Below are 21,075 nucleotides of genomic sequence, written 5' to 3' on the forward strand. Positions count from 1 at the left end.
TTTCGTTTTGGAGGCTCGCCCTATTTCGACATTGACGAATTGTAATTTATAACTTACTAGCCACCATGGCAATCCTGAAGCAGACAGCCACCTTTCGGAGGTGGCACCAAAAGCTGAAAGACGGAAGAGCCAAGGCGGCAATTGCCGTTCGGCTGCAATGTTTGATTGTAGGAAATCCCGGCGACGTGGCCCCAGTGGGTGAAGGCATCAGTGAATTGCGCATTCACTATGGGCCCGGCTATCGCGTTTATTTCATAAGCGCGGTGAAACGGTCATCCTGCTCCTGTGCGGCGGGGATAAAAGTTCACAAGAAACCGACATACGGACAGCAAAGCGCCTGGCCGTAGAATGGAGTGACGACAATGGTTGAAAAAATCTATGATTTCGATCCCGCCGAAATGCTCGATTCCGATACGGCAATCGAGGCGTTTCTGGCAGAGGCAATGGAAACCGGAGACGCCAAATTCGTCGCGTCCGCCCTCGGTGTCGTTGCCCGCGCCAAGGGGATGAGCAACATTGCCAGAAAGACCGGCTTGGCTCGCGAGCATCTTTATACCTCGCTCAGCGAAAACGGTAATCCTACGCTGGAAACCACACTGGCGGTCATGAAAGCATTCGGCTTTCATTTGGCCCCAAAGCACGATGCAACTCAGGTCTAATCTACGCCAGCGCGCGTCGAGCGCGAGGTTGTTCGGGCCAACTGAAATCAGGACGGATAAACCGGACCCAGCGCCGCCTTCAGCGGATCCAGCGCGTCGCCATACAGCTTCCAGCGCTCGACCGAGGATGAATAGATCGGCTGGCGCACCTGCCAGCGGCTCGGCGTCCGCACGGTGCGCTCGGTCTCGTTGAAACGCAGGCAGGCATCGTCCCACTCGATGCCGAGGAATCCGATCAATCCACGGGCGCGATTTTCGAAATCGGCGACCGTTTCTTCGTAGGGCATGTCGTGGATATTCAGCGGGATGACCTTGGTCCAATGGCGCATCAGGCGGTCATACTGCCGGTAATACTGCCCAAGCTTGGTAAGATCGGCATTATAGCCGTGCGCCTCGGAAAAATTATGCATGAAACAGGACGCGCAATTGTCCATCGGGTCACGCCGGCAATGGATGATGCGGGCGTTCGGCAAGATCAGGCTGATGAAGGCCAGCAGCTCGAAATTATGCGGCATCTTGTCGACGACAAGCCGCGCCTTGCTGTTGCGTCTGCTGAGATCGTCGAGATACTTCGATCCAAGCTCCTTGGCCTTGGCCGCAGTGAGCGCCGCCATGCCCTTGGTGAAAATGGCTGGGTCGAGCTTGTCGAACCCAAGTTCGCCGGCAAGTGAACGAATGGTCGACAACTCGCCGGCGCCATAGATATCGCGATGGCTGGCGCATATCTGCTCGGTCAGCGTCGTTCCCGACCGGGGCATGCCGACGATGAAGACCGGGCGCCTGGATGGATTTCCCAAACTGGCTCGCGTCTTGAAGAAGCCAGCGTCGAAAGTGTCGATGAAGCTGTCGTAAAGCTGGGTGTGCCGGTCGATGTCGAAATCATTGCCGGAAATCGCCTTGGCCCTCGCGAAATGGCGGATGGCCGGGCCATACTCGCGCTGATCGTTGAGCATCTTGCCGGCGGCGTGGTGCAGCACTACCCGCTCGCGATCGGTGGTTGTCGGCAATTCCAGGCGTTTCAGCACCAAAGGCAACGTCGGATCGTCCTTGACCGCCCGGCGCGCAAGCGCCATTCCAGCCAGCGCCTCGACATGGCCCGGGTCGATGGCAAGGGCCTTGCTGAAGCATTCGACCGCCTCGGCCGGCCGGCCAATGTCGGTGAGCAAATCGCCCATACCGGCAAGTGCCATCACCGACTGGCCGTCGATAGCCAGCGCCTGGCGATAGAACCCTTCGGCAATGTCGCCCTCGAGCTGGCTACGATAGGAGCGGCCGAGATTGCACAGCGCTTCGATGAGCCCTCCGTCGAGCTCGATCGCCTTTCTCAGATGTCTGCGCGCCTTGTCGACGTTGCCGGTGACATTGTAGGCATTGCCGAGATTGTTGCGGAAGATGGCGTTGTCCGGTTCGAGCTTGACCGCCCTTTCCATATAGGCAATGGCGGCGTCATGATGCTCGGCCTCGATGGCGAGCGTGCCCATCAGGTTCAGCGCCATGGCATTTTTGGGCTGCGTGCGAAGCACCGTCTGGTAGCAGAACTCGGCCTCGCGAAAACGCTTGCGCCGTTGCAGGTCGATGCCGCGCTGCAATGTCTTTTCCGCCGGCTCACCGGCGGTCGGCAGCGAGGCTGAGATCATTGCCGGCAGACCCAGGGGTTGCCGGCGTGGCAAGAGCGGCATCCGTCAGATCCCGGTCGCGACCTGCGACGAACCAATCAGAACTTCAGGGTAACGCCAAGCTGGAGATTGTGGGAGTACAATTTGGCGTTCTCGTATGTGCCGCCGCCATCATTGTCGTCTAGATCCACGCTTGTCACGGCCTTGAAGCGGTAACCGAAATCGAGGTCGACATTCTGCGTTACCGCGTAGGTAACACCGGCGCCCACCTGGCCGGCGAAACCCCAGCCGCCAGGCCCGTATCCATAGGCGTGGCCATCAAAATGAGTATCGGCGGTAACATAGGCCGCGCCGAGACCGCCGCCGACATAGAGTTTGGCATCACCAAAATGCGCAACATCGGCCCAGACGTTGGCGAGAAGATAGGTGGCCGACAGATTGCCGGAAGCTGGGCCGGAACCTTGGTCGGCAGGAGGGAAGCTGAAGCTGTACTCGCTTGCCTTGTAGCGCGCGTAGGACAGTTCGCCTTCCACGCGGAACGTGTCGTTGATCCGCCGACCGACAGCGCCGCCGATCACGAACCCACTGTCAAGATCCACGGAATACCGACCACTATCGTAGTCCGTCTTCACATTGTTGGCAAAGCTGGCGCCGCCGAAGAGCGTGACGTACCAGAGATCCTCCGCCCTCGGCACGTCGACAAGCGCGTCTGCGGCGTAGGCCGAACTCCAGCCAAGCGCCAATGCAAATGTCGAAACGCCAGCCAGCAGGCACAGTTTCATCGTCGAATCCCCTCGCAACAACTAGTGACTAATATCACTCTTGCTTGGCGGCCGAGCTGTCAAGAACGCAAACGAGATCAAGGAGCAAAGCGAGGTCGGGAACGATCTTTTGAGAATTCTTGTTGCCGCACCGCAACATAGCAGCACATGCTAATGTTTCTGGCGGCAGGCGCATGGCTGTCCCTTCCGTTTGAAATCGCGCTAGTCGGCCTGCCTTGCCGCCACCCTGCGCATGGAGATCACCCGCCGGCGGCGGATCTCGGTGCGCATCACCGTCAGGTGCAGCGCGAAGAACAGCACGGTGAAGCCGAGCGCCATCACCAGCAGCGGCCATAGCAGGCTGGGATCGATCGTCGGTCCGCCGAGCCGGAACACCGAGGCCGGCTGGTGCAGCGTGTTCCACCAGTCGACCGAGAATTTGATGATCGGGATGTTGATGAAGCCGACCAGCGTGATGATGGCGGCGGCCCAGGCGGCACGGCTGGCGTCATCCAGCGCGCGCGTCAGCGCGATGATGCCGAGATACATCAGGAAGAGGATGAAGACTGAGGTCAGGCGGGCATCCCACACCCACCAGGTGCCCCACATCGGCTTGCCCCAGATGGAGCCGGTGACCAGCGCAAGCGCGGTGAAGGTGGCGCCGATCGGGGCTGCAGATTTCAGCGCGACGTCGGCCAGCGGATGGCGCCAGACCAGCGTACCGAGCGCGGCGACCGCCATCACCGTGTAGCACATCATGGCGAGCCAGGCGAAAGGCACGTGGATGTACATGATGCGCACCGTGATGCCCTGCTGGAAATCCTCAGGCGCGGCAAAGCTCATATAGAGACCGATGGCTAGCAGGATCGCGGCGATCGACGCCAGCCACGGCACCAGCCTGTCGGCCAGCCCGACAAAGCGCGTCGGGTTGGCGAGGTCGGTCCAGCCGGCGAGGCGTGAGGAGGTGTCGCTCATAAGGTCTAGATAGACCGGCGGCGCGTTCGGGGCAATCGAGCGGTTGTCGAAGTGCTTACCCTCTCCCTTGTGGGGAGGTCGCTGCAAAGCAGCGGGGTGGGGGTGGTGGGGCACTACCTCCACCCGGACCCTACGGGTCCGACCTCCCCACATGGGGGAGGTAAAAAAGCCTACGCCGCTTCGATATTCACCGTGCGGCTGAGACGGCGGACTTCCTCGTCGTTGAGCAGGCCGCCGGCGCGCAACAGGCTGGCGAAACGGCCATTGCGCAGCGACAGTTCGGCGAAGCCGCCCATCTCGACCACCTTGCCCTTGTCCATGAACACGACCAGGTCGGCGTCGCGAACGGTGGTCAGGCGGTGGGCGATGATGAAGGTGGTGCGGTTGCGCCTCAGTTCGTCGATGGCTTCCTTGACGCGGTCCTCGGTCTCGACGTCGAGCGCGCTCGTCGCCTCGTCGAGCACCAGGATCGGTGCGTCCTTGAGCACGGCGCGGGCAATGGCGATGCGCTGACGCTCGCCGCCCGAAAGCTGGCCGCCGCGCTCGCCAACGACGGTGTCGTAACCGGCGCTCTTGGCAAGGATGAAATCCTGCGCGGCAGCCGCGTTGGCGGCGGCGTGAACCTCGTCATAAGTCGCCTCGGCACGACCGACGCGGATGTTGTCCTCGATCGAGCGGTTGAGCAGGCCGGCATCCTGGAAGACGGTGGCGATCGAATGACGCAGCGACTTGCGGGTCACCGTGCGGGTGTCGATGCCGTCGATCAGGATACGGCCATGAGACGGCGAGAAGACGCGCTGCAAGAGGTTGATCAGCGTCGTCTTGCCGGCGCCGGTCGGGCCGACGATGGCAACCGTCTGCCCGGCCTGGACCTCGAAGGAGACGTCGTCGACGCCCTGCCGCGAATTGGCAAACTCGAAGCCGACATTCTCGAAGCGGACATGGCCGGTGACGTTGGTGAGGTCGCGCAAGCCGTCCGGCTCGGCGGAGTCGGCGGCCGAATCCTCGAGGTGATAGAAGTCCTCGAGCTTGGCGCGGGCTTCGGAAATCTGGTTGGCGAAAGCCGACATCTGGTCGAGGCGGGCAATCAGCAGCGTGGCAAAGCCGGTGAAGGCGATGACGTCGCCGATCTTGAGCTGGCCATGGGTGACCAGATAGGCGCCGATCAAAAGCACAACCATCATCGAAATGGTCGACGACAGGCGGTGCAGCGCATTGGCCATCGCCCACCAGTCGAGCACCGGGTTCTGCGCGTCGAGCAGGTTCTTGACATAGCGGCGCAGCGTATCGGCCTCGTGGCCGAGACGGTTGTAGCTCTGCAGCACGGCGACATTGCTGACCGAGTCGGTCACATGCGCGAACACCTGATGGTAGTGGCGCTCGACCGCGGCCTGGCCCGCCTTGGTGCGCTTCATCACAAGCCGGCCGATGCCGACATAGAGAACGCCCAGCGCCATCAGCACCAGCGACATGCGAAGATCCATGCTTATAGCGGTCGGAATCAGCAGAGCCAGCGCAACAGCCGTCGACAGATGCTGGCGCATGAATTCAAGCCACAGGCTGAACAGCGTCTCGACGGCGCGCAGCAGCGTGTGCAGCGCGTTGGAGGTGCCGCGCTGGTGGTGCCAGGCGAGCGGCATGGTGATCACGCGCTCGAACGACTGGCACAGCACCTCGCTGCGCCGCTTGTGGGCAAAACGGTCGGCGCCGCGCGCCACCAGCACGAAGGCGACGATGTTAAAGGCGCCGAGACCGGCCCACAGCGCCAGCGTCGAAAACACCGAACCCTTATCGGAGATGGCGTCGATTACCCGGCCGAACATGATCGGCTCGAGGATGGCGATAATGGCGAGCGCGACATTCGCACCGCAGATAAACGCAACGCGCTTCCTGTCGGCTGCGAGATAACCCAGCGCTCTCCAGTAGATTTGCAGAAGTGACACTTCAGCTACTCCGCCCAAAACATTATTGTGCACCGCACCATTTCTTGACACGTACCGGTTAACGGGTCGCAAAACAATGCCCGTCTACCTCTTCCGTTCCCATTCTGCGAACAAAAGATGACGACGTTGCGAAATCTGCCGTGATCACCTAACGGTTTGAGATAAAAGGTGAAATGTCAGTCTTGCGGCAAAATCATGGCAGCAGCTGGCCCTGCCACATTTTTAGTCACTGCACGCTTGGACCGCCGTTATCGGGAAGGCACGCCGTTCTGCGCCAGGAGCATGCCGAAGTAGAAAACGCGCGCCTCGAAAGGCGCGCGTCAATAACCTGAAGCCTTTGATTTTACGAGGGTATCTTGACGACCACCTCGGTCTTGTCGCCGGCTTTCGGCTGAAAACCGGAAGATTTTGTCTTGGTTCCATTGACTTCGAGCGAGATGGATTTGGCCTTTTTGTCGCGGATGACGCGAACCTTGATCTCCGACCCCAGCATCTTCAGCGTGGCAGAATAGCCGTCCCAATGGCTGGGCAGTTTCGGCCGGAACGTGATCTGCTTGCCCCGCCGCTCAATGCCCAGAATGCCTTCGACCGCAGCACGGTAGAGCCATCCCGCTGAGCCCGTATACCAGGTCCAGCCGCCGCGACCGCCCTTGTCCTCACCGGAATAGATGTCGGCGGCGACGACATACGGCTCGACGCGATAATGCTCGGCCGATGCATCGTCGAGCGCATGGTTGACCGGGTTCAGCATCGAGAAGCAGCGATAGGCATCGTCGGTGCGGCCCATTTCGGCGAGCGCGATCACGAACCAGGTCGCCGCATGGGTGTACTGGCCGCCGTTCTCGCGCACGCCCGGCGGATAACTCTTGATGTAACCAGGGTCCTTTCTCGTGTTCTGGAAGGCCGGGGTAAACAGTTTGACGATCTTGAGCTTGTCGTCGACCAGCAGGTTCGTCGCCTGCTGCATCGCCGTGGTCGAGCGCGCGGGGTCGCCCTCGCCGGAGAGCACGCTCCACGACTGCGCGATGGAGTCGATCTTGCACTCGTCCGAATTGTGCGAGCCAAGCGGCGTGCCGTCATCGTAGCTGCCGCGGCGATACCACTGGCCGTCCCAGGCGGTGCTTTCCAGCGCCCGCTTCAGCACATCGGCGTGTTTTGTCCAGGCCTGCGCCCGCTTGGTGTCGCCCTGCCCCTTGGCTACGGTGGTAAAGTCGCCCAGCGTCTTCAAAAGGAACCAGCCGAGCCAGACACTCTCCCCCTTGCCGGCTTCGCCGACGCGGTTCATGCCGTCGTTCCAGTCGCCGCCGAGGATCAGCGGCAGCCCGGCCGGGCTGCTGCGCTTGACCGCAAGGTCGAGCGCGCGCGCGCAATGGTCGTAAAGCGAAGCGCTCGTCTTGGAGATTTCCGGCGTGAAGAAGGCGTCGTGCTCGCCCTCGCCCAGCACCTGCCCGTCGATGAAAGGCAGCTGCTCCTTCAGGATCCCTGTATCGCCGGTCACCTCGATGTAGCGATTGGTGGCATGCGCCAGCCAGACCACATCGTCGGAGATCATAGTGCGCACGCCGGCGTCGGTGCGCGGCAACCACCAATGCTGGACGTCGCCTTCGGGGAACTGCCGGCGCGCCGCATTGAGGATCTGGTTGCGCGCCAGTTTCGGATCATGCGCAAGCAGGGCCAGCGTGTCCTGTAGCTGGTCGCGGAAGCCGAAGGCGCCGCTTGCCTGATAAAAGGCCGAGCGGGCGCGGATGCGGCAGGCCAGGCTCTGATAGGGCAGCCAGTGATTGACCATGGCGTCGAGCGCCTTGTCGGGCGTCTCGACCTGGATGGTGTCGAGGAAGCCGCGCCAGACGCGTTCATTATCGGCCAGCCGCTGGTCGAAATCCTTGCCCGAATGGGTCTGCACCAACGCGCTCGCTTCGGCTGATGTAGCGGCGTCGCCAAGCAGCCAGACCAGCGTGACGTCGCCGCCGGCAGGGATGTCGATGTCGCTGGCGACAGCTGCGCACGGATCGTCGCCGGCCTCGACGCGGCCCGACAGACCGGCGCCGCTGACGACAGTGTGCGGGAAGGCGCTGGTGCCCTGCCTGCCGATGAACTCGCCACGATCGGCTGTCACCGAATGCACCGGACCGGTGGCGGCCAGGAAGGCCACCCGGTCGCCGAAATCGAGACCGTAGGGGTTTTGCGCCAGAAGCGCGCCGGTCGCTGGATCCCTGGACGGGATGATGGTCGCAGCCGTGCTCGAGCGATGGCTGCCGAGAACCCATTCGGCATAGGCATAGATGCGCAGCCGCGCCGGCGCCGAGCCCGAGTTCTGGATGCGCAGCCGCGTGATCTTCACTGGATCGACGGGATCGACGACGTGCGTCAGATCCATTGACAGCGGGCCGCGTTTGGATCGGAAGGTCGAGAAGCCCTGGCCGTGCCATGTCTCATAGGTCATCGAGGGATCGCGGACCACGGCAGCCAGCGGCGAGAATGCCTTGCCGCTGGCCTGATCGTAGATGTAGATGCCCTCGCCCGGCCGGTTGGTGACCGGATCGTTCGACCATGGCGTCAGTTGGTAATCGCGGCTGTTGCGGCTCCAGGTGAAGGCAGCGCCTTCGGCCGAGACATGGAATCCGAACGAGGCGTTCGAGACGACGTTGATCCAGGGCTGCGGAGTCGTGCGCCGGCCGGTGAGACGCGTGACATAGTGACGGCCATCGCCTTCGAAACCGCCGAAGCCGTTCCACTGGCTGAGGCCGCTGCCGTCGGCGCTGCTGTCGGACGCGGCATGGTATGCAGGCGCCGCCGGCACCGGCAGAGACGGCTCGCGCAGTGACGCGGGGGCCGCCGGCTGCAGGCCATCGCGTGCTTGCAAGGCTGCCGCCTCGGCGCGTTCGATCTGGTCGAAGATGGTGCCGTTGCGCGTGTGCAGAACCACGCGGGCAACCGCCAGCAGCGTCTTGTACGTCGCCTCGTCCATCAGGTCGCGGCGCACGGCGAAGATGTGCTGGCGCGGCCCGAGTTCCTTGCCGCGCAGGCGGCTGTTTTCGCACAGCGTTTCGACCGCGCGCTGCAGGTCCTGGACATAGGACGATGCCTGCTCGTTGACGACCACGAAGTCGATCATCATGCCGCGGGCGCGCATATACTCCTGGAAGCGCAGCGCCTGGGCGACAATTTCGAGGTCGGCCACGTCGCCGATGCGGACCAGGAAGATCGGGAAATCGCCCGAAATGCTGGTCGGCCACAGGCTGGACTGCTTGCCCAGCCCCGAAGCGATGGATTCGCCGGGCAGGCGCAGGAACGGATCGGGATAGATCAGGAAGCGCGCCAGCTTCTGCACGTTGGCGGCGTCGGTCAGGCTGAGACCAAGATGGCGGGTCTGCACCTGCGAACGCGTCCAGGCAAGCATCGCCTGGCGAGCAAAACTTTCGGGATGGTCGAGCCTGGCGATGGCCTCGTCCAGTTCGGCGCGGTTGGCGCCGACGGCGGTCCAGAAGGTCAGCGATATCTTCTTGTTGGCCGGCACCCGCACCTGGCGGCGCAGGGCCGCTACCGGATCGAGGGTGAAGCCGTGGTGACCGCCAAGCTTGGCGCCGGGATCGAAGGCCGCCGCTTCCGCGATGGTACGGCCACGGCCGATGAAGGCACGGCGGTCGGTTTCGGCCTCGGCATCGCGCGCCGACCCGGACGGATCGGTGACGAAATGCACCATGGTGACGTCAGGCTCGTTCTTCTCGCGCTTGCGCCTGGTGGCAAAGATGGCGCCGTTATTGGCAGCGATCTCGGTCTCGATAAACATTTTCGAGAACGCAGGATGGGCATTGTCGGAGGCTTCGTTGCCCAGCACCAGCTCGGCAAAGGAGGTCACCTCGATATGCCGGTCAGTGGCGCCGTCGTTGTAGAGCGTGACGCGCCGTCCCTCGCCATTGCCTTCCGAGATGACGATGCATTCGACCTCCGAACGAAGCGAGCCCACTGTTTTGACGAAGCTCGCCTTGTCGTCGGAAAACAGCGTCTGCACTCTCTCGCCGGTCGCCTGCTTCGGCTCCGCGGTGGCCGACCACCAGTCGCCGCTGCCGGCGTCGCGCAGGAAGATGTAGGAGCCGAGCCGGTCTTCGGTCGGGTCGGGCTGCCAACGGGTGACGGCGAGTTCGCCCCAGCGGCTGTAACCGGAACCGGTGGCCGAGACCATGACGGAGTAGCGGCCATTGGACATGACGCTGGTGGCGCGCAACGCCCTCAGCGGGTCGAGGACGATGCGCGAATCCGGGCTCTCGACCTCGGTCTCGTCCTTCGAGCGCTCGTCGGCTTCGGTCCTGACCGTGGCGGTCGGGATGTCGCGCGGCGCCCTCTCCTGCAGCAGGAGTTCGGCAGACTCGATCACCGGATCGCTGTGGAAGCGGTCGCGCAGCCGGCCCTCGAAGATGGCGTCGGCAACGGCGGCGATCGACATGCCGGAGTGATGCGCCATGTAGTTCAGGACAACAGCGTGGTCGGTGCCTTCCGGCACGCGCTGCGGCGTGAAGTCGACGGCGTCGTAAAAGCCATGCCGGCCGAGAGCGCCGATGGAGCGCAGCCTAGCCAGATTCTGGACGGATTCGCGCGGTGTGAACTGCGCCGCGAGGATCGTGGCGTAAGGGGCGATCACCGTGTTCTGGCCAAGGCCGCGCTTGAGGCCAAGTCCGGGCACGCCGAAATTGGTATACTGGTAGGTCAGTTCGCGGTCGCGGGCATTGTAGGCCGCTTCCGAAATGCCCCAGGGCACGTTCTTCGAACGCGCGTACTGGATCTGACGCTTGATGATCAGCTTGCTGGTCTGGTTGAGGATCGAGCCCTGCGGTTCCTTCATCACCAGTGGCGGCATCAGATACTCGAACATCGAGCCCGACCAGGACATCAGCGCACCCTGGAAGCCGATCTCGACGATCGGCCTTCCAAGCCGGAACCAATGCTCCGTCGGCAGGTCACCCTTGGCGATGGCGAACAGGCTGGTCAGCCGCGCCTCGGAGGCGAGCAGATCGTAGCAGCTCTCATCGAGCTGGTGCTCCTCGACCCGGTAGCCGATCGAGAGCAGTTTGCGCTCCTGACGCATCAGGAAAGAGAAATCCATCTCGAAGGCATAGCGGCGGCAGCGTTCGCGCAGCGCCAGCAGCTTGGCGCGCAAGGCTTCGACGGCGTTTTCGTCGCTGTGCGAGTCATGCACATGCGCCTCGCAGGTCGCTTCCAGCCGTGCCGCCCAGTCGGCGATAATGTCGCTGCGCTGCGATCCGGCCTCGGTGTGGATGGCGGTGGCGAGCTTGCGGATCTCGCCGGCAAGCACGGCCAGGTTAATGGTGCGGATCGAGGCCATCTCCGGCTGCGCCTTGATGGTCATGACGGCGCGCCGCATGCCATCGAGGCGATCGGCCAGACGCTGGCGCAACGGCCGCAGTTGCCGGCGGTCGTCAGGCAATTCCTCGAGGCTCTCGTCGAGGATACTCACCGTGTCGAGGACGCCTTCGAAATCGCCCTGCAGGTGAACGGACGGGGCTTCCGCCCACTCGGCACAGGCCGCCGCCACCGCGACCAGATGTCCGGCCAGATTGCCGCTGTCGACGGCCGAGATGTAGAGCGGATAGAGCGGCTTGAGCGTCGTGGTGTCGTACCAGTTGAAGAGGTGGCCGCGGTTGCGCGGCATGCTCTCGATGGTCGTCATCGTGGCGTCGATGCGAGTGATGGCGTCGGAGAGCGCAATCCAGCCGAAATCGCGTGCCGACACCACCGACAGCAGGTAGACGCCGATATTGGTCGGCGACGTCCGCGGCGCCACAACCGGCGCCGGGCTTTCCTGGAAATTGTCGGGCGGCAGATTGTGGTGCTCGGCCGTGACGAAGGTTTCGAAATAATGCCAGGTGCGGCGCGCCACGGTGCGCAGCGCGTGGATGTCGGCTTGCGATATGCGCAGGCGGTCCTCGGTCTCGGCCGAGCGGCTGATCCAGCAGGCAACCGCCGGCGAACCGATCCAGAACAGAGCGAAGAAGAAGGCGACGAAGGCACCGGTGGAATCGGCCAGCACGGGGATAGCGAGACCGACGACGCCGATGATCACGGCGCCATACATCATGCTGTAATAGGAGCCGATATCGTTGTCGCCGCCCTTGTGCGCCTGCGACGCGGTGCGCCATTCCAGCAGGTTCTGGCGGCTGACGAACAGGCGGTAGAGCGTGCGCACGATGGCGTCGCCCATCATCCAGGCATTGTGCGCCATCAACAGCACTTTCAGCGCCACAAGGGCCGTGCCGAAGACGGTGTCGTGCGCCAGTGCGGAGAAATGGCCGCGCGGCGTCTGGTCGCCGCTCTTGGGCAGGATGGCGTTGACGACATCGAAGGTCGGCGCCATGAACAGCGACAGGATCAGCAGCGCCTGCCACTGCGCGGCCTGCGTGAAGGGCAGCAGCGTCCAGCCGGCGATCGCCGCCATCACCCAGAAGATCGGGGTCAGCGAGCGGCGCAGATTGTCGACCATCTTCCAGCGCGACAGCGCCGGCACGCCGGAACGCGGCGAGAAGATGAAGCGCAGCAGCTGCCAGTCGCCGCGCGCCCAGCGGTGGTGGCGCGAGGCGTCGACCGAGTAGCGGGTAGGATAGTCCTCGACCAGTTCGACGTCGGTGACAAGTGCTGCGCGCGCCAGCGCACCTTCGAGCAGATCGTGGCTGAGGACGGTGTTTTCCTCGATGCGGCCCTGCAGCGCCGCCTCGAAAGCGTCGACGTGATAAAGGCCCTTGCCGGTGAAGGAGCCGTCGCTGAAGACGTCCTGGTAGAGATCCGAGACGGCAAAGACGTAAGGATCGAGACCGCTGTTGGACGAGAAGACGCGCTGGAAGAAAGAAGCGTCGTCGCCGCTGGTGAGCGAGGCTGTGATGCGCGGCTGCAGAATGGTGTAGCCGGCGGTAACGACGCGCTTTGTCGCGTCGAAATGCGGGCGGTTGAGCGGATGGGCGAGCTTGCCGACCAGTGACGACACGGCGTCGCGCGTGGTGCGCGTGTCGGCGTCGAGCGTCATGACATAGACGACCTTTTCCGGCAGCGGCACGTCGAGCGGCAGGAAGGTGGTGTCGCTGTCGCCGCGCAAGAGAAGGTTCAGCTCATGCAGCTTGCCGCGCTTGCGCTCCCAGCCCATCCAGGCGCCCTGCGCCTGGTTGTAGAGCCGGCGGCGATGCAGGATATAGAAACGCGGCGCGCCTTCCGAGGGATAACGGGCATTGAGCCTGGCGATCTCGTCGCGCGCATATTGCAGGATCTCGATGTCGGCGGCGTCGATCTCGGTCTTGGAATCCGGCCAGTCGGACAGCAGCGCGAAATGGATTTCTTCGGCCGTGTTGGCGAGGTGATGCACCTCGATGTTGCGGATGTTTTCCTCGACATCATCGCGCGAGCCGATCAGCGACGGCACCACGACCAAGGTGCGTGATGCCGCCGGAATGCCGTGCTTGTAATCATAGCCGACGAGCCGCGTCGGCTTCAGGAACAGTGAAACAACGGTGTTGAAGAAGGCGAGCGCGCCTTCGCTGGCAGGCACCGCAAACAGCGCCAGCATCAGCGTGATGGATTCCACCGACAGGCCGAGATGGGCAAGCGCATTGCCGGAGACAACCAGCAGTAGCACCGTCAGCAGGAAGACCGGCACAACGATGCCGAGCCAGCCCGTGGCGGTGAAGGCGCGCTTGAAGGTCACATGGAAGGGCGGCCGATAGCCGATCGCCTTTTCCAGATCCGGCCGGCGCGGGCCGACCAGGAAGAAGCCGACATCGGTATGCATGGCCGGATCGGCTGATGCATCCGGCACGCCGGAGGCATCGGTGACCCCGGGAACATGGCTGGCCAGCTCGATGGCCTTTTCGGCGACACGGAATTCGGACAGGTCGGAACGGCGCGCCAGTTGCTCGATCGACGTGCGGTACTGGTCGCGCGAAAAGAAATCGAGCGCGGCGAAATCGGTGCGCTCGCGCAACAGCGTGTCGATGCGGCTGACGCCCTCGAACCACACCGTCCAGTCGACGTCGTTGATGAGGCGCAGGCCGCGGATGATGTTGCCGGTGGTGACATTGCCGCTGGACAGCGTGCGATGCTCGGAAATGATGATTTCCTCGGCGTCGGAGCCGGTTTTCTCGAGCTCGACCTCCAGCCATTCCAGCGCCCTGCCGGCATTCTGCGAGCCGTCGCGCAGGCGGTAGAGCAACTGGGTGGCGAAGGTGGTGTCCTGCGCATGCGCGCCGTAGCCCGACAGGATCTTCCGGCGGTCTGCATTGTCGTCGGTCGCCAGCACGCGGTCGGCGACCTCGTTGGCGATATGGCGCATCTGCCTGGTGCGGTCGACGCGCACGGCGATGCGGCGCAGATTCTCGATCAAAACGAAGCGCAGCAGCGACGGCAGCGCCCACAATTCGCCGATCTTGAGCGGCTCGACCGACTGAAAACCCTCGACGATGGATTTGAACATGGTCGCCGAAACCGAACTGTCGGAATGGGCGACATAGCTCCAGGCCAGGGCCAGCGCGCGCGGCACCGCGGCGCGATCGGCCACTTCCAGGGTCGGCAACTGCCGGTAGAAACGGCGCGGCAGGTCGCGCTTGACCTGAAAAATGGTCTCCTCGACGAGATAATTGTTGTCGAGCAGCCATTGCGCGGCAGGCGTGATGGTTTCGCCCTTGGCCTGGGCGGCATTGGTCGAGCGGTAGACTTCGAGGATTTTCTTGGCGCTGTCGCGGATGCGGGCCTGGAAATCGAACTGCGTCAGGCCGAACAGGTCCTTGATGTCGCCCTTGGCAAGGCTTTCGCCCAGCGCGCGCAGCCGCTCTTCGGGCAGGAAATTGGAGCGTATCGGCTCTTCGGTGATGACCGGGAAGCCGGCGCTGGACTTTTCGATATGGGCAGGATTTGTCTGGATATTCATTGAAAATTCCGCATGGGGGACGCGATGCGGCGCCACCGCCACGGCAATGTCCCTAAAACCGATTCAAATGCAATTGGTTGCATGATTACACTGGCCGAAAGTTTTGCTTCGCACCACGCCAGAGGCGTTATCCCTTCGACATTTTAAGTGGGGCTTTCGACAACTTAAGGACGAGCACCCCTGCCCTCCCGTCCGCCTTGGAACGACGGAAGGATTCGGGCTTTTTCGTGATCCAGACAACAGCTTACGCCAGATTTCTCCGGCGTGCGATCATGTTTGGCAACAGGCGTTAATCGTTGTGCTGGCGGTGCGGCTGGCCCAGCCTGGCTATCCGGATGACGAACACGGTCGTCGGCCGTACCGGTTCAACCCGTAGTTTCGCCTGCGGACCGAGCAACAGCGTGTCGAGGGGTCCAAGACGAGACGATGTCGGGCCGCTGAGGCCGACCTCGCCGTCGAACGGCAGGATCAGGGTCATAGCGCTGGTCGGCCGGATATCGGTCGGAACCGAAACCATCAGACGCTCGACCGAGTGCGTGGCCCGCCCGCGGCGGGTCATGACGTTGAGATCGGTGATCGGACCGGAGATCAGCGCCGCCGAGGTCGGCACATCGGCCGGGAAGGACAGCGGGGCGGAAGCCGCCGTCACTTCGGCCGGCGGACGGCCGGCAATATCAAGCACGATACCCTCGCCTTCCAGCACGGCAAGCGTGCGGTCGACGCCGGCAAACCCCGAGAACGGGCCGCTGCCCTCGACTCGCGCCATGGAAACGCGCCAGTCGAAATCGTCCAGCCCGACGCCGTCCGGCGAGACGGCGATCTCGGTGGTCGTGCCGCCGCCATTCTTCCACGGCATGACGCGGTAGTCGGCGGCCCGTAGGATGCGCATCATTTAAGCCAATCAGCCTAAAATACCGGGCAGATTGAGCTGGTGCTCCTTCGCGCACTCGATGGCGATGTCGTAGCCGGCATCGGCGTGGCGCATGACGCCGGTCGCCGGATCGTTCCACAACACGCGCTCCAGGCGCCTTGCGGCGTCCGGCGTGCCGTCGGCGACGATGACCATGCCGGCATGCTGCGAGAAGCCCATGCCGACGCCGCCGCCATGATGCAGCGACACCCAGGTCGCGCCCGACGCGGTGTTGAGCAACGCATTGAGCAGCGGCCAGTCGGAGACGGCGTCGGAGCCGTCCTTCATCGCTTCCGTCTCGCGGTTCGGCGAAGCGACCGAGCCGGAATCGAGGTGGTCGCGGCCGATGACGACGGGCGCCTTCAGTTCGCCCCTGGCCACCATTTCGTTGAAGGCGAGGCCCAGCCTGTGGCGGTCGCCGAGGCCGACCCAGCAGATGCGCGCCGGCAGGCCCTGGAAGGCGATGCGCTCACGTGCCATGTCCAGCCAGTTGTGCAGATGGGTGTTGCCGGGGGTGAGTTCGCGCACCTTGGCGTCCGTCTTGTAGATATCCTTGGGATCGCCCGAAAGAGCAGCCCAGCGGAACGGGCCGATGCCACGGCAGAACAGCGGCCTTATATAGGCCGGCACGAAACCCGGGAAAGCAAAGGCGTTCTCGAAGCCTTCGTCCTTGGCGACCTGGCGGATGTTGTTGCCATAGTCGAGCGTCGGCACGCCGGCATTCCAGAACGCGACCATCGCCTCGACATGCTCGCGCATTGAGGCGCGGGCGGCCTTCTCGACAGCCTTGGGATCGGAGACGCGCTTCTCGCGCCACTCAGCCATCGTCCAGCCCTTGGGCAGATAGCCGTTAATCGGGTCATGCGCCGAGGTCTGGTCGGTGACCATGTCGGGGCGGATGCCCCGCTTGAACATTTCCGGCACGATGTCGGCCGCATTGCCGAGCAGGCCGACCGACTTCGCCTCGCCGGCCTTGGTCCAGCGCTCGATCATTTCCATCGCTTCGTCGAGCGTCTCGGCCTTCTCGTCGACATAGCGGGTGCGCAGCCGGAAATCGATCGAGTCCGGATTGCATTCGATGGCGAGGCAGCAGGCGCCGGCCATGACGGCGGCAAGCGGCTGGGCGCCGCCCATGCCGCCGAGGCCGCCGGTCAGGATCCATTTGCCCGTAAGGTTGCCATTGTAGTGCTGGCGGCCGGCCTCGACGAAGGTCTCGTAGGTGCCCTGCACGATGCCTTGCGTGCCGATATAGATCCAGGAGCCGGCCGTCATCTGGCCGTACATCATCAGGCCTTTTTTATCGAGCTCGTTGAATTTATCCCAGGTCGCCCAATGCGGCACGATGTTGGAGTTGGCGATCAGCACGCGCGGCGCATCGGTGTGCGTCCGGAAGACGCCGACCGGCTTGCCGGACTGGACCAGCAGCGTCTCGTCTTCATTGAGGGTCTTCAACGAGGCGACGATGCTGTCGAAATCGTTCCAGGTGCGCGCGGCCCGGCCGATGCCGCCATAGACGACGAGCTCATTGGGGTTTTCGGCGACATCGGGATCGAGGTTGTTCATCAGCATGCGCAGCGGCGCTTCGGTCGTCCAGTATTTGGCGTTGAGCTTGTCGCCGCGGGGCGCGCGCACTTCGCGGATGTTGTGGCGAGGATTGTTCATCATTGTCCCTTTGGAGTAAGGCGGCGTCTCAGCGCCCGGCCCAGTCAATGGCGGATTGGAGGATTTTCGTCAGTGTGGCGCGCATCGGCGCGGCGAACTCGGCATCATAAGGCACCGGCCAATTGTCCGGTTCGCCCTTGCCCTCGGGCTCGCGCAAATAGCCGCGATCGGCAAGTTCCATCTGCAGCGCATGGTAGCCGCCTTGCGGATTGCCGAAATAGCGGGTGATCCAGCCGCCCTTGAAACGGCCGTTGATGACATTGCTTTCACCTCTCTCGGCCATGATCTGGCCAACCAGCGCCTGCAGCGTAGGATCCGCGGTCTGGCCGTCATTGGTGCCGAGATTGAACACCGGCAGCGTGCCATAGAACAGCCGCGGCAGCACCGAACGGATCGAGTGGCAATCGTAAATGACGACCTTCTCATGCAGGCCGCGCAGCCTGACGGCCTGGGCCGCCAGCATTTCATGGTAGGGCACGAAATACGCTATGCGGCGCTGGTCTATCTCCGACGGCGTCGGTTCCGCGCCGGGCAGATACAGCGGATCGCCGTCGAAGGTCTCGGTCGGGCATAGCGTCGTTGTCGTCTGCCCGGGATAGAGCGAGGCGCCGGAGGGATCGCGGTTGACGTCGATGACGGTGCGCGAGATCGACGTGTGCACGACAGTCGCGCCAAGGCCGGCGGCAAAATCGTAGAGATTGTCGATCCACCAGTCGCAATCGCGGCGGCCGAGCCAGGGCGAGACCAGCCGATTGTCGATGCCGGCGAGATCGATACCCGTGTGGGGGATCGACACCAACAGGGGTGCCGTGCCTTCCGTTACTGTCAGCCAGTCGGTCATGTCAGACTCCCGAAATCGAAGGCAGTGTCACCGCGCCGGCAGCCTTGATGGCAGCGCCGCTGCGCACCATGGCGATGGCCTTTTCCATATCGGGATGGAAATGTCGGTCGTTGTCGAGATGCGGCACTTCTGCGCGGACCAGTTTGCGCACGGCTTCAAGGGCCGCGCTCGACGCCAGCGGTGCATGGAAATCGCAGCCCTGCGCGGCGGCCAAGAGTTCGATGCCGATGACGGCTGTAGCATTCTCGACCATGCCGATCAGCCGGCGCGCGCCATGTGCGGCCATCGAGACGTGGTCTTCCTGGTTGGCCGAGGTCGGGATGGAATCGACGCTCGCGGGATAGGCCTTCTGCTTGTTTTCGGAAACGAGTGCCGCCGCCGTCACCTGCGGGATCATGAAGCCGGAGTTCAGGCCGGGCTTCGGCGTCAGGAATGCCGGCATGCCGGACAGCGCCGGGTCCACGAGCATGGCGATGCGGCGTTCCGACAGCGAGCCGATCTCGCAGACGGCGAGCGCGATCATGTCGGCTGCGAAAGCCACCGGCTCGGCGTGGAAATTGCCGCCTGAAAGCGCAGTATCGTCCTCGGCGAAGATCAGCGGATTGTCGGTGACGCCATTGGCCTCGGTGCCGAGCGTATCGGCGGCCTGGCGCAGCACGCTGAGCGCCGCACCCATCACCTGCGGCTGGCAGCGCAGGCAGTACGGATCCTGCACGCGCTCATCGCCGACGCGGTGCGATTCACGGATAGCGCTGCCGGCCATCAGATTGCGCAGCGCTGCCGCCGTCTCGATCTGGCCCGGGTGTTTTCTGAGGAGATGGATGCGCGGATCGAAGGGTGCATCGGAGCCCTTGGCAGCGTCGGTCGACAGCGCCCCGGCGACCAGCGCCGACTGATACAGCACTTCGGCTTCGAACAGAGCGGCCAGCGCGTAGGCGGTGGAAAACTGCGTCCCGTTGAGCAGCGCCAGACCTTCCTTGGCGCCAAGCGTCACCGGCTCCAGGCCGTGCGAGACGAAAGCGACCTTGGCCGGGAAGCGGCCATGCGGTGTAATGCATTCGCCAACGCCGATCATCACCGCAGTCATGTGCGACAGCGGCGCGAGATCTCCGGAGGCGCCGACCGAGCCCTGCGCCGGCACGACGGGGATGACGTCGTTGGCCAGCATCGCTTCCAGCAATTCGATGGTTTGCGGCCGCACGCCCGACGCACCCTGCGCCAGGCTGGCGAGCTTCAGCGCCATCATCAACCGAACCACAGCGACCGGCATCGGCTCGCCGACGCCGGCGGCATGCGACAAAACGATGTTGCGTTGCAGGGTCTCTAGATCCTCGGCCGGAATGCGGACGCTGGCCAGTTTGCCGAAGCCGGTGTTGATGCCATAGACCGGCTCACCCTTGGCGACGATGCGGGCGACAGCCTCGGCGCTGGCCTTGATTTTTGGCCGGCAGGAGGCGTCGAGCTTCGGCATGGCGCCACGATAGATAGCGCGCCAGTCGGCCAGCGTCGCATTGCCGGGCTTCAGGTTAAGTTCGGTCATTGTCCTCTCCAGATGCGGGCATGGAGCGGGTTGAAGCCCATGCGGTAGACGAGTTCGGCCGGACGCTCGATGTCCCAGATCGCCAGGTCGGCGGATTTTCCTGCCTCAAGCGTGCCGGTCTTGCCAAGCAGCCCAAGCGCGCGGGCAGCCTCGCGAGTGGTGCCGGCCAGGCATTCCTCGACGGTCAGGCCGAAAAGCGTCGCCGCCATGTTCATGGTCAGCAACAGCGAGGTCAGCGGCGACGTCCCGGGATTGTTGTCGGTGGCGACCGCCATCTTGACGCCGTGCTGGCGGAACAGGCCGACCGGCGGCTTCCTGGTTTCGCGGATGAAATAGTAGGCGCCGGGCAGAATGGTCGCCACGGTGCCGGCCTTGGCCATCGCTGCGGCGCCGGCCTCGTCGGTGTATTCGAGATGGTCGGCCGACAGCGCGCCATAGCGGGCGGCGAGTTCGGCGCCATGCAAATTGGACAGCTGGTCGGCATGGAGTTTGACCGGCAGGCCAAGCGCCTTAGCCTTGTCGAAGACGCGGGCAATCTGTTCCGGCGAAAAGGCAATGCCCTCGCAAAAGCCGTCTACGGCGTCAGCCAGGCCCTCGGCGGCGATTGCGGGCAGGATCGTGTTGGCGACGAGATCGACAAAAGCGTCCTTGTCGCCTTTTGCTTCCGGCGGCAGCGCATGCGCGCCGAGGAAGGTGGTGCGGACCGTGACCGGGCGTTGCTTGTCCAGCTGCCGCGCGGCGCGAAGCGACTTCTGTTCATTTTCGAGATCGAGCCCGTAACCCGACTTTACCTCTACCGTGGTGACACCCTCGGCCATCAGCGCATTGAGGCGTGGCAGCGTCTGCGCAACCAGTGCGTCTTCGCTCGCGGCACGCAGGGATTTGACCGAGGAGACGATGCCGCCGCCGGCACGGGCGACTTCTTCATAGGTGGCGCCGGCCAGCCGCATCTCGAACTCGTTGGCACGGTTGCCGGCATGGATGAGATGGGTGTGGCAGTCGATCAGGCCGGGCGTGATCCAGCGGCCTTCGCAATCGGTAGTCTCGCCGCCCTGAGCCAACGCTGACGGCATGTCGGCTTCCGGACCGGCATAGACGATGACGCCGTCACGGGCGACGATCGCGCCCTTTTCGACGATGCCAACTCCGGCAACGCCTTCGGCCATGGTCGCCAGGCGCGCATCGCGCCAAAGCTGAAGGCCCCCTGCCCGGCTTTTGTCTTGTGCCGCCATCATCTTTTTCCGT

Annotated in this window: 11 protein-coding genes and 1 pseudogene; 2 read left to right on the forward strand and 10 right to left on the reverse strand. The window is 63.6% G+C overall.

The genetic code is table 11. The features are described 5' to 3' along the window. Positions 1 to 65 precede the first annotated feature (65 nt). Together NKI64_RS21115 and NKI64_RS21120 are read left to right on the forward strand one after the other, a co-directional pair. Positions 66 to 370: pseudogene (locus NKI64_RS21115) on the forward strand (type II toxin-antitoxin system RelE/ParE family toxin). Further along, positions 363 to 659 carry an addiction module antidote protein gene (locus NKI64_RS21120; RefSeq protein WP_023672893.1) on the forward strand — a complete coding sequence of 99 codons (297 nt, stop codon included), beginning with the start codon at positions 363 to 365 and terminating at the stop codon, positions 657 to 659. The pseudogene NKI64_RS21115 and the gene NKI64_RS21120 overlap by 8 nt, the downstream one beginning before the upstream one ends. Before the next feature lie 47 nt (positions 660 to 706). Here the strand turns inward: NKI64_RS21120 and NKI64_RS21125 are convergent, their stop codons facing one another. The 10 genes from NKI64_RS21125 to hutI all read right to left on the reverse strand — a co-directional run bounded on the left by NKI64_RS21125 (position 707) and on the right by hutI (position 21,062). Continuing rightward, positions 707 to 2,296 (reverse strand): tetratricopeptide repeat-containing sulfotransferase family protein, encoded by a 1,590-nt coding sequence (locus NKI64_RS21125; RefSeq protein WP_023705781.1) that lies wholly within the window; start codon positions 2,294 to 2,296, stop codon positions 707 to 709. 77 nt (positions 2,297 to 2,373) lie between these two features. Beyond that, positions 2,374 to 3,057, reverse strand: a complete 684-nt coding sequence (locus tag NKI64_RS21130) for an outer membrane protein (protein WP_023672895.1) — start codon at positions 3,055 to 3,057, stop codon at positions 2,374 to 2,376. 201 nt (positions 3,058 to 3,258) lie between these two features. Then, positions 3,259 to 4,011: a heme ABC transporter permease gene (locus NKI64_RS21135; RefSeq protein ID WP_023672896.1), complete on the reverse strand. Its 753-nt coding sequence runs from the start codon at positions 4,009 to 4,011 to the stop codon at positions 3,259 to 3,261. Positions 4,012 to 4,181: 170 nt separating this feature from the next. Beyond that, positions 4,182 to 5,954: a glucan ABC transporter ATP-binding protein/ permease gene (locus NKI64_RS21140; RefSeq protein ID WP_023672897.1), complete on the reverse strand. Its 1,773-nt coding sequence runs from the start codon at positions 5,952 to 5,954 to the stop codon at positions 4,182 to 4,184. A 343-nt stretch (positions 5,955 to 6,297) separates the two neighbouring features. After that, positions 6,298 to 14,877: a glycoside hydrolase family 94 protein gene (locus NKI64_RS21145; RefSeq protein ID WP_352669788.1), complete on the reverse strand. Its 8,580-nt coding sequence runs from the start codon at positions 14,875 to 14,877 to the stop codon at positions 6,298 to 6,300. A gap of 289 nt (positions 14,878 to 15,166) precedes the next feature. After that, a complete protein-coding gene (locus NKI64_RS21150; RefSeq protein WP_023736404.1) occupies positions 15,167 to 15,766 on the reverse strand; it encodes a HutD/Ves family protein in 600 nt (199 codons plus the stop codon). 12 nt (positions 15,767 to 15,778) lie between these two features. Further along, a complete protein-coding gene (gene hutU, locus NKI64_RS21155; RefSeq protein WP_023734210.1) occupies positions 15,779 to 17,449 on the reverse strand; it encodes a urocanate hydratase in 1,671 nt (556 codons plus the stop codon). Positions 17,450 to 17,477: 28 nt separating this feature from the next. Then, a complete protein-coding gene (hutG, locus tag NKI64_RS21160) occupies positions 17,478 to 18,290 on the reverse strand; it encodes an N-formylglutamate deformylase (RefSeq protein WP_352669791.1) in 813 nt (270 codons plus the stop codon). A gap of 1 nt (position 18,291) precedes the next feature. Then, positions 18,292 to 19,830 carry a histidine ammonia-lyase gene (hutH, locus tag NKI64_RS21165; RefSeq protein ID WP_023682915.1) on the reverse strand — a complete coding sequence of 513 codons (1,539 nt, stop codon included), beginning with the start codon at positions 19,828 to 19,830 and terminating at the stop codon, positions 18,292 to 18,294. Next, positions 19,827 to 21,062: an imidazolonepropionase gene (gene hutI, locus NKI64_RS21170; RefSeq protein WP_352669794.1), complete on the reverse strand. Its 1,236-nt coding sequence runs from the start codon at positions 21,060 to 21,062 to the stop codon at positions 19,827 to 19,829. Before hutI ends, hutH begins: the two co-directional genes overlap by 4 nt. Positions 21,063 to 21,075 lie beyond the last annotated feature (13 nt).

Source organism: Mesorhizobium sp. M0478 (genome assembly GCF_040321305.1).
Lineage (GTDB): Bacteria > Pseudomonadota > Alphaproteobacteria > Rhizobiales > Rhizobiaceae > Mesorhizobium.

Excerpts from the sequence above, each read along its gene's own strand:
- NKI64_RS21120 (WP_023672893.1), top strand. The coding sequence starts at position 363 with ATGGTTGAAAAAATCTATGATTTCGATCCCGCCGAAATGCTCGATTCC.
- NKI64_RS21145 (WP_352669788.1), bottom strand. The coding sequence starts at position 14,877 with ATGAATATCCAGACAAATCCTGCCCATATCGAAAAGTCCAGCGCCGGC.
- hutH (WP_023682915.1), bottom strand. The coding sequence starts at position 19,830 with ATGACCGAACTTAACCTGAAGCCCGGCAATGCGACGCTGGCCGACTGG.
- NKI64_RS21130 (WP_023672895.1), bottom strand. The coding sequence starts at position 3,057 with ATGAAACTGTGCCTGCTGGCTGGCGTTTCGACATTTGCATTGGCGCTT.
- NKI64_RS21135 (WP_023672896.1), bottom strand. The coding sequence starts at position 4,011 with ATGAGCGACACCTCCTCACGCCTCGCCGGCTGGACCGACCTCGCCAAC.
- hutU (WP_023734210.1), bottom strand. The coding sequence starts at position 17,449 with ATGAACAATCCTCGCCACAACATCCGCGAAGTGCGCGCGCCCCGCGGC.
- hutG (WP_352669791.1), bottom strand. The coding sequence starts at position 18,290 with ATGACCGACTGGCTGACAGTAACGGAAGGCACGGCACCCCTGTTGGTG.
- NKI64_RS21125 (WP_023705781.1), bottom strand. The coding sequence starts at position 2,296 with ATGATCTCAGCCTCGCTGCCGACCGCCGGTGAGCCGGCGGAAAAGACA.
- NKI64_RS21150 (WP_023736404.1), bottom strand. The coding sequence starts at position 15,766 with ATGCGCATCCTACGGGCCGCCGACTACCGCGTCATGCCGTGGAAGAAT.
- hutI (WP_352669794.1), bottom strand. The coding sequence starts at position 21,062 with ATGGCGGCACAAGACAAAAGCCGGGCAGGGGGCCTTCAGCTTTGGCGC.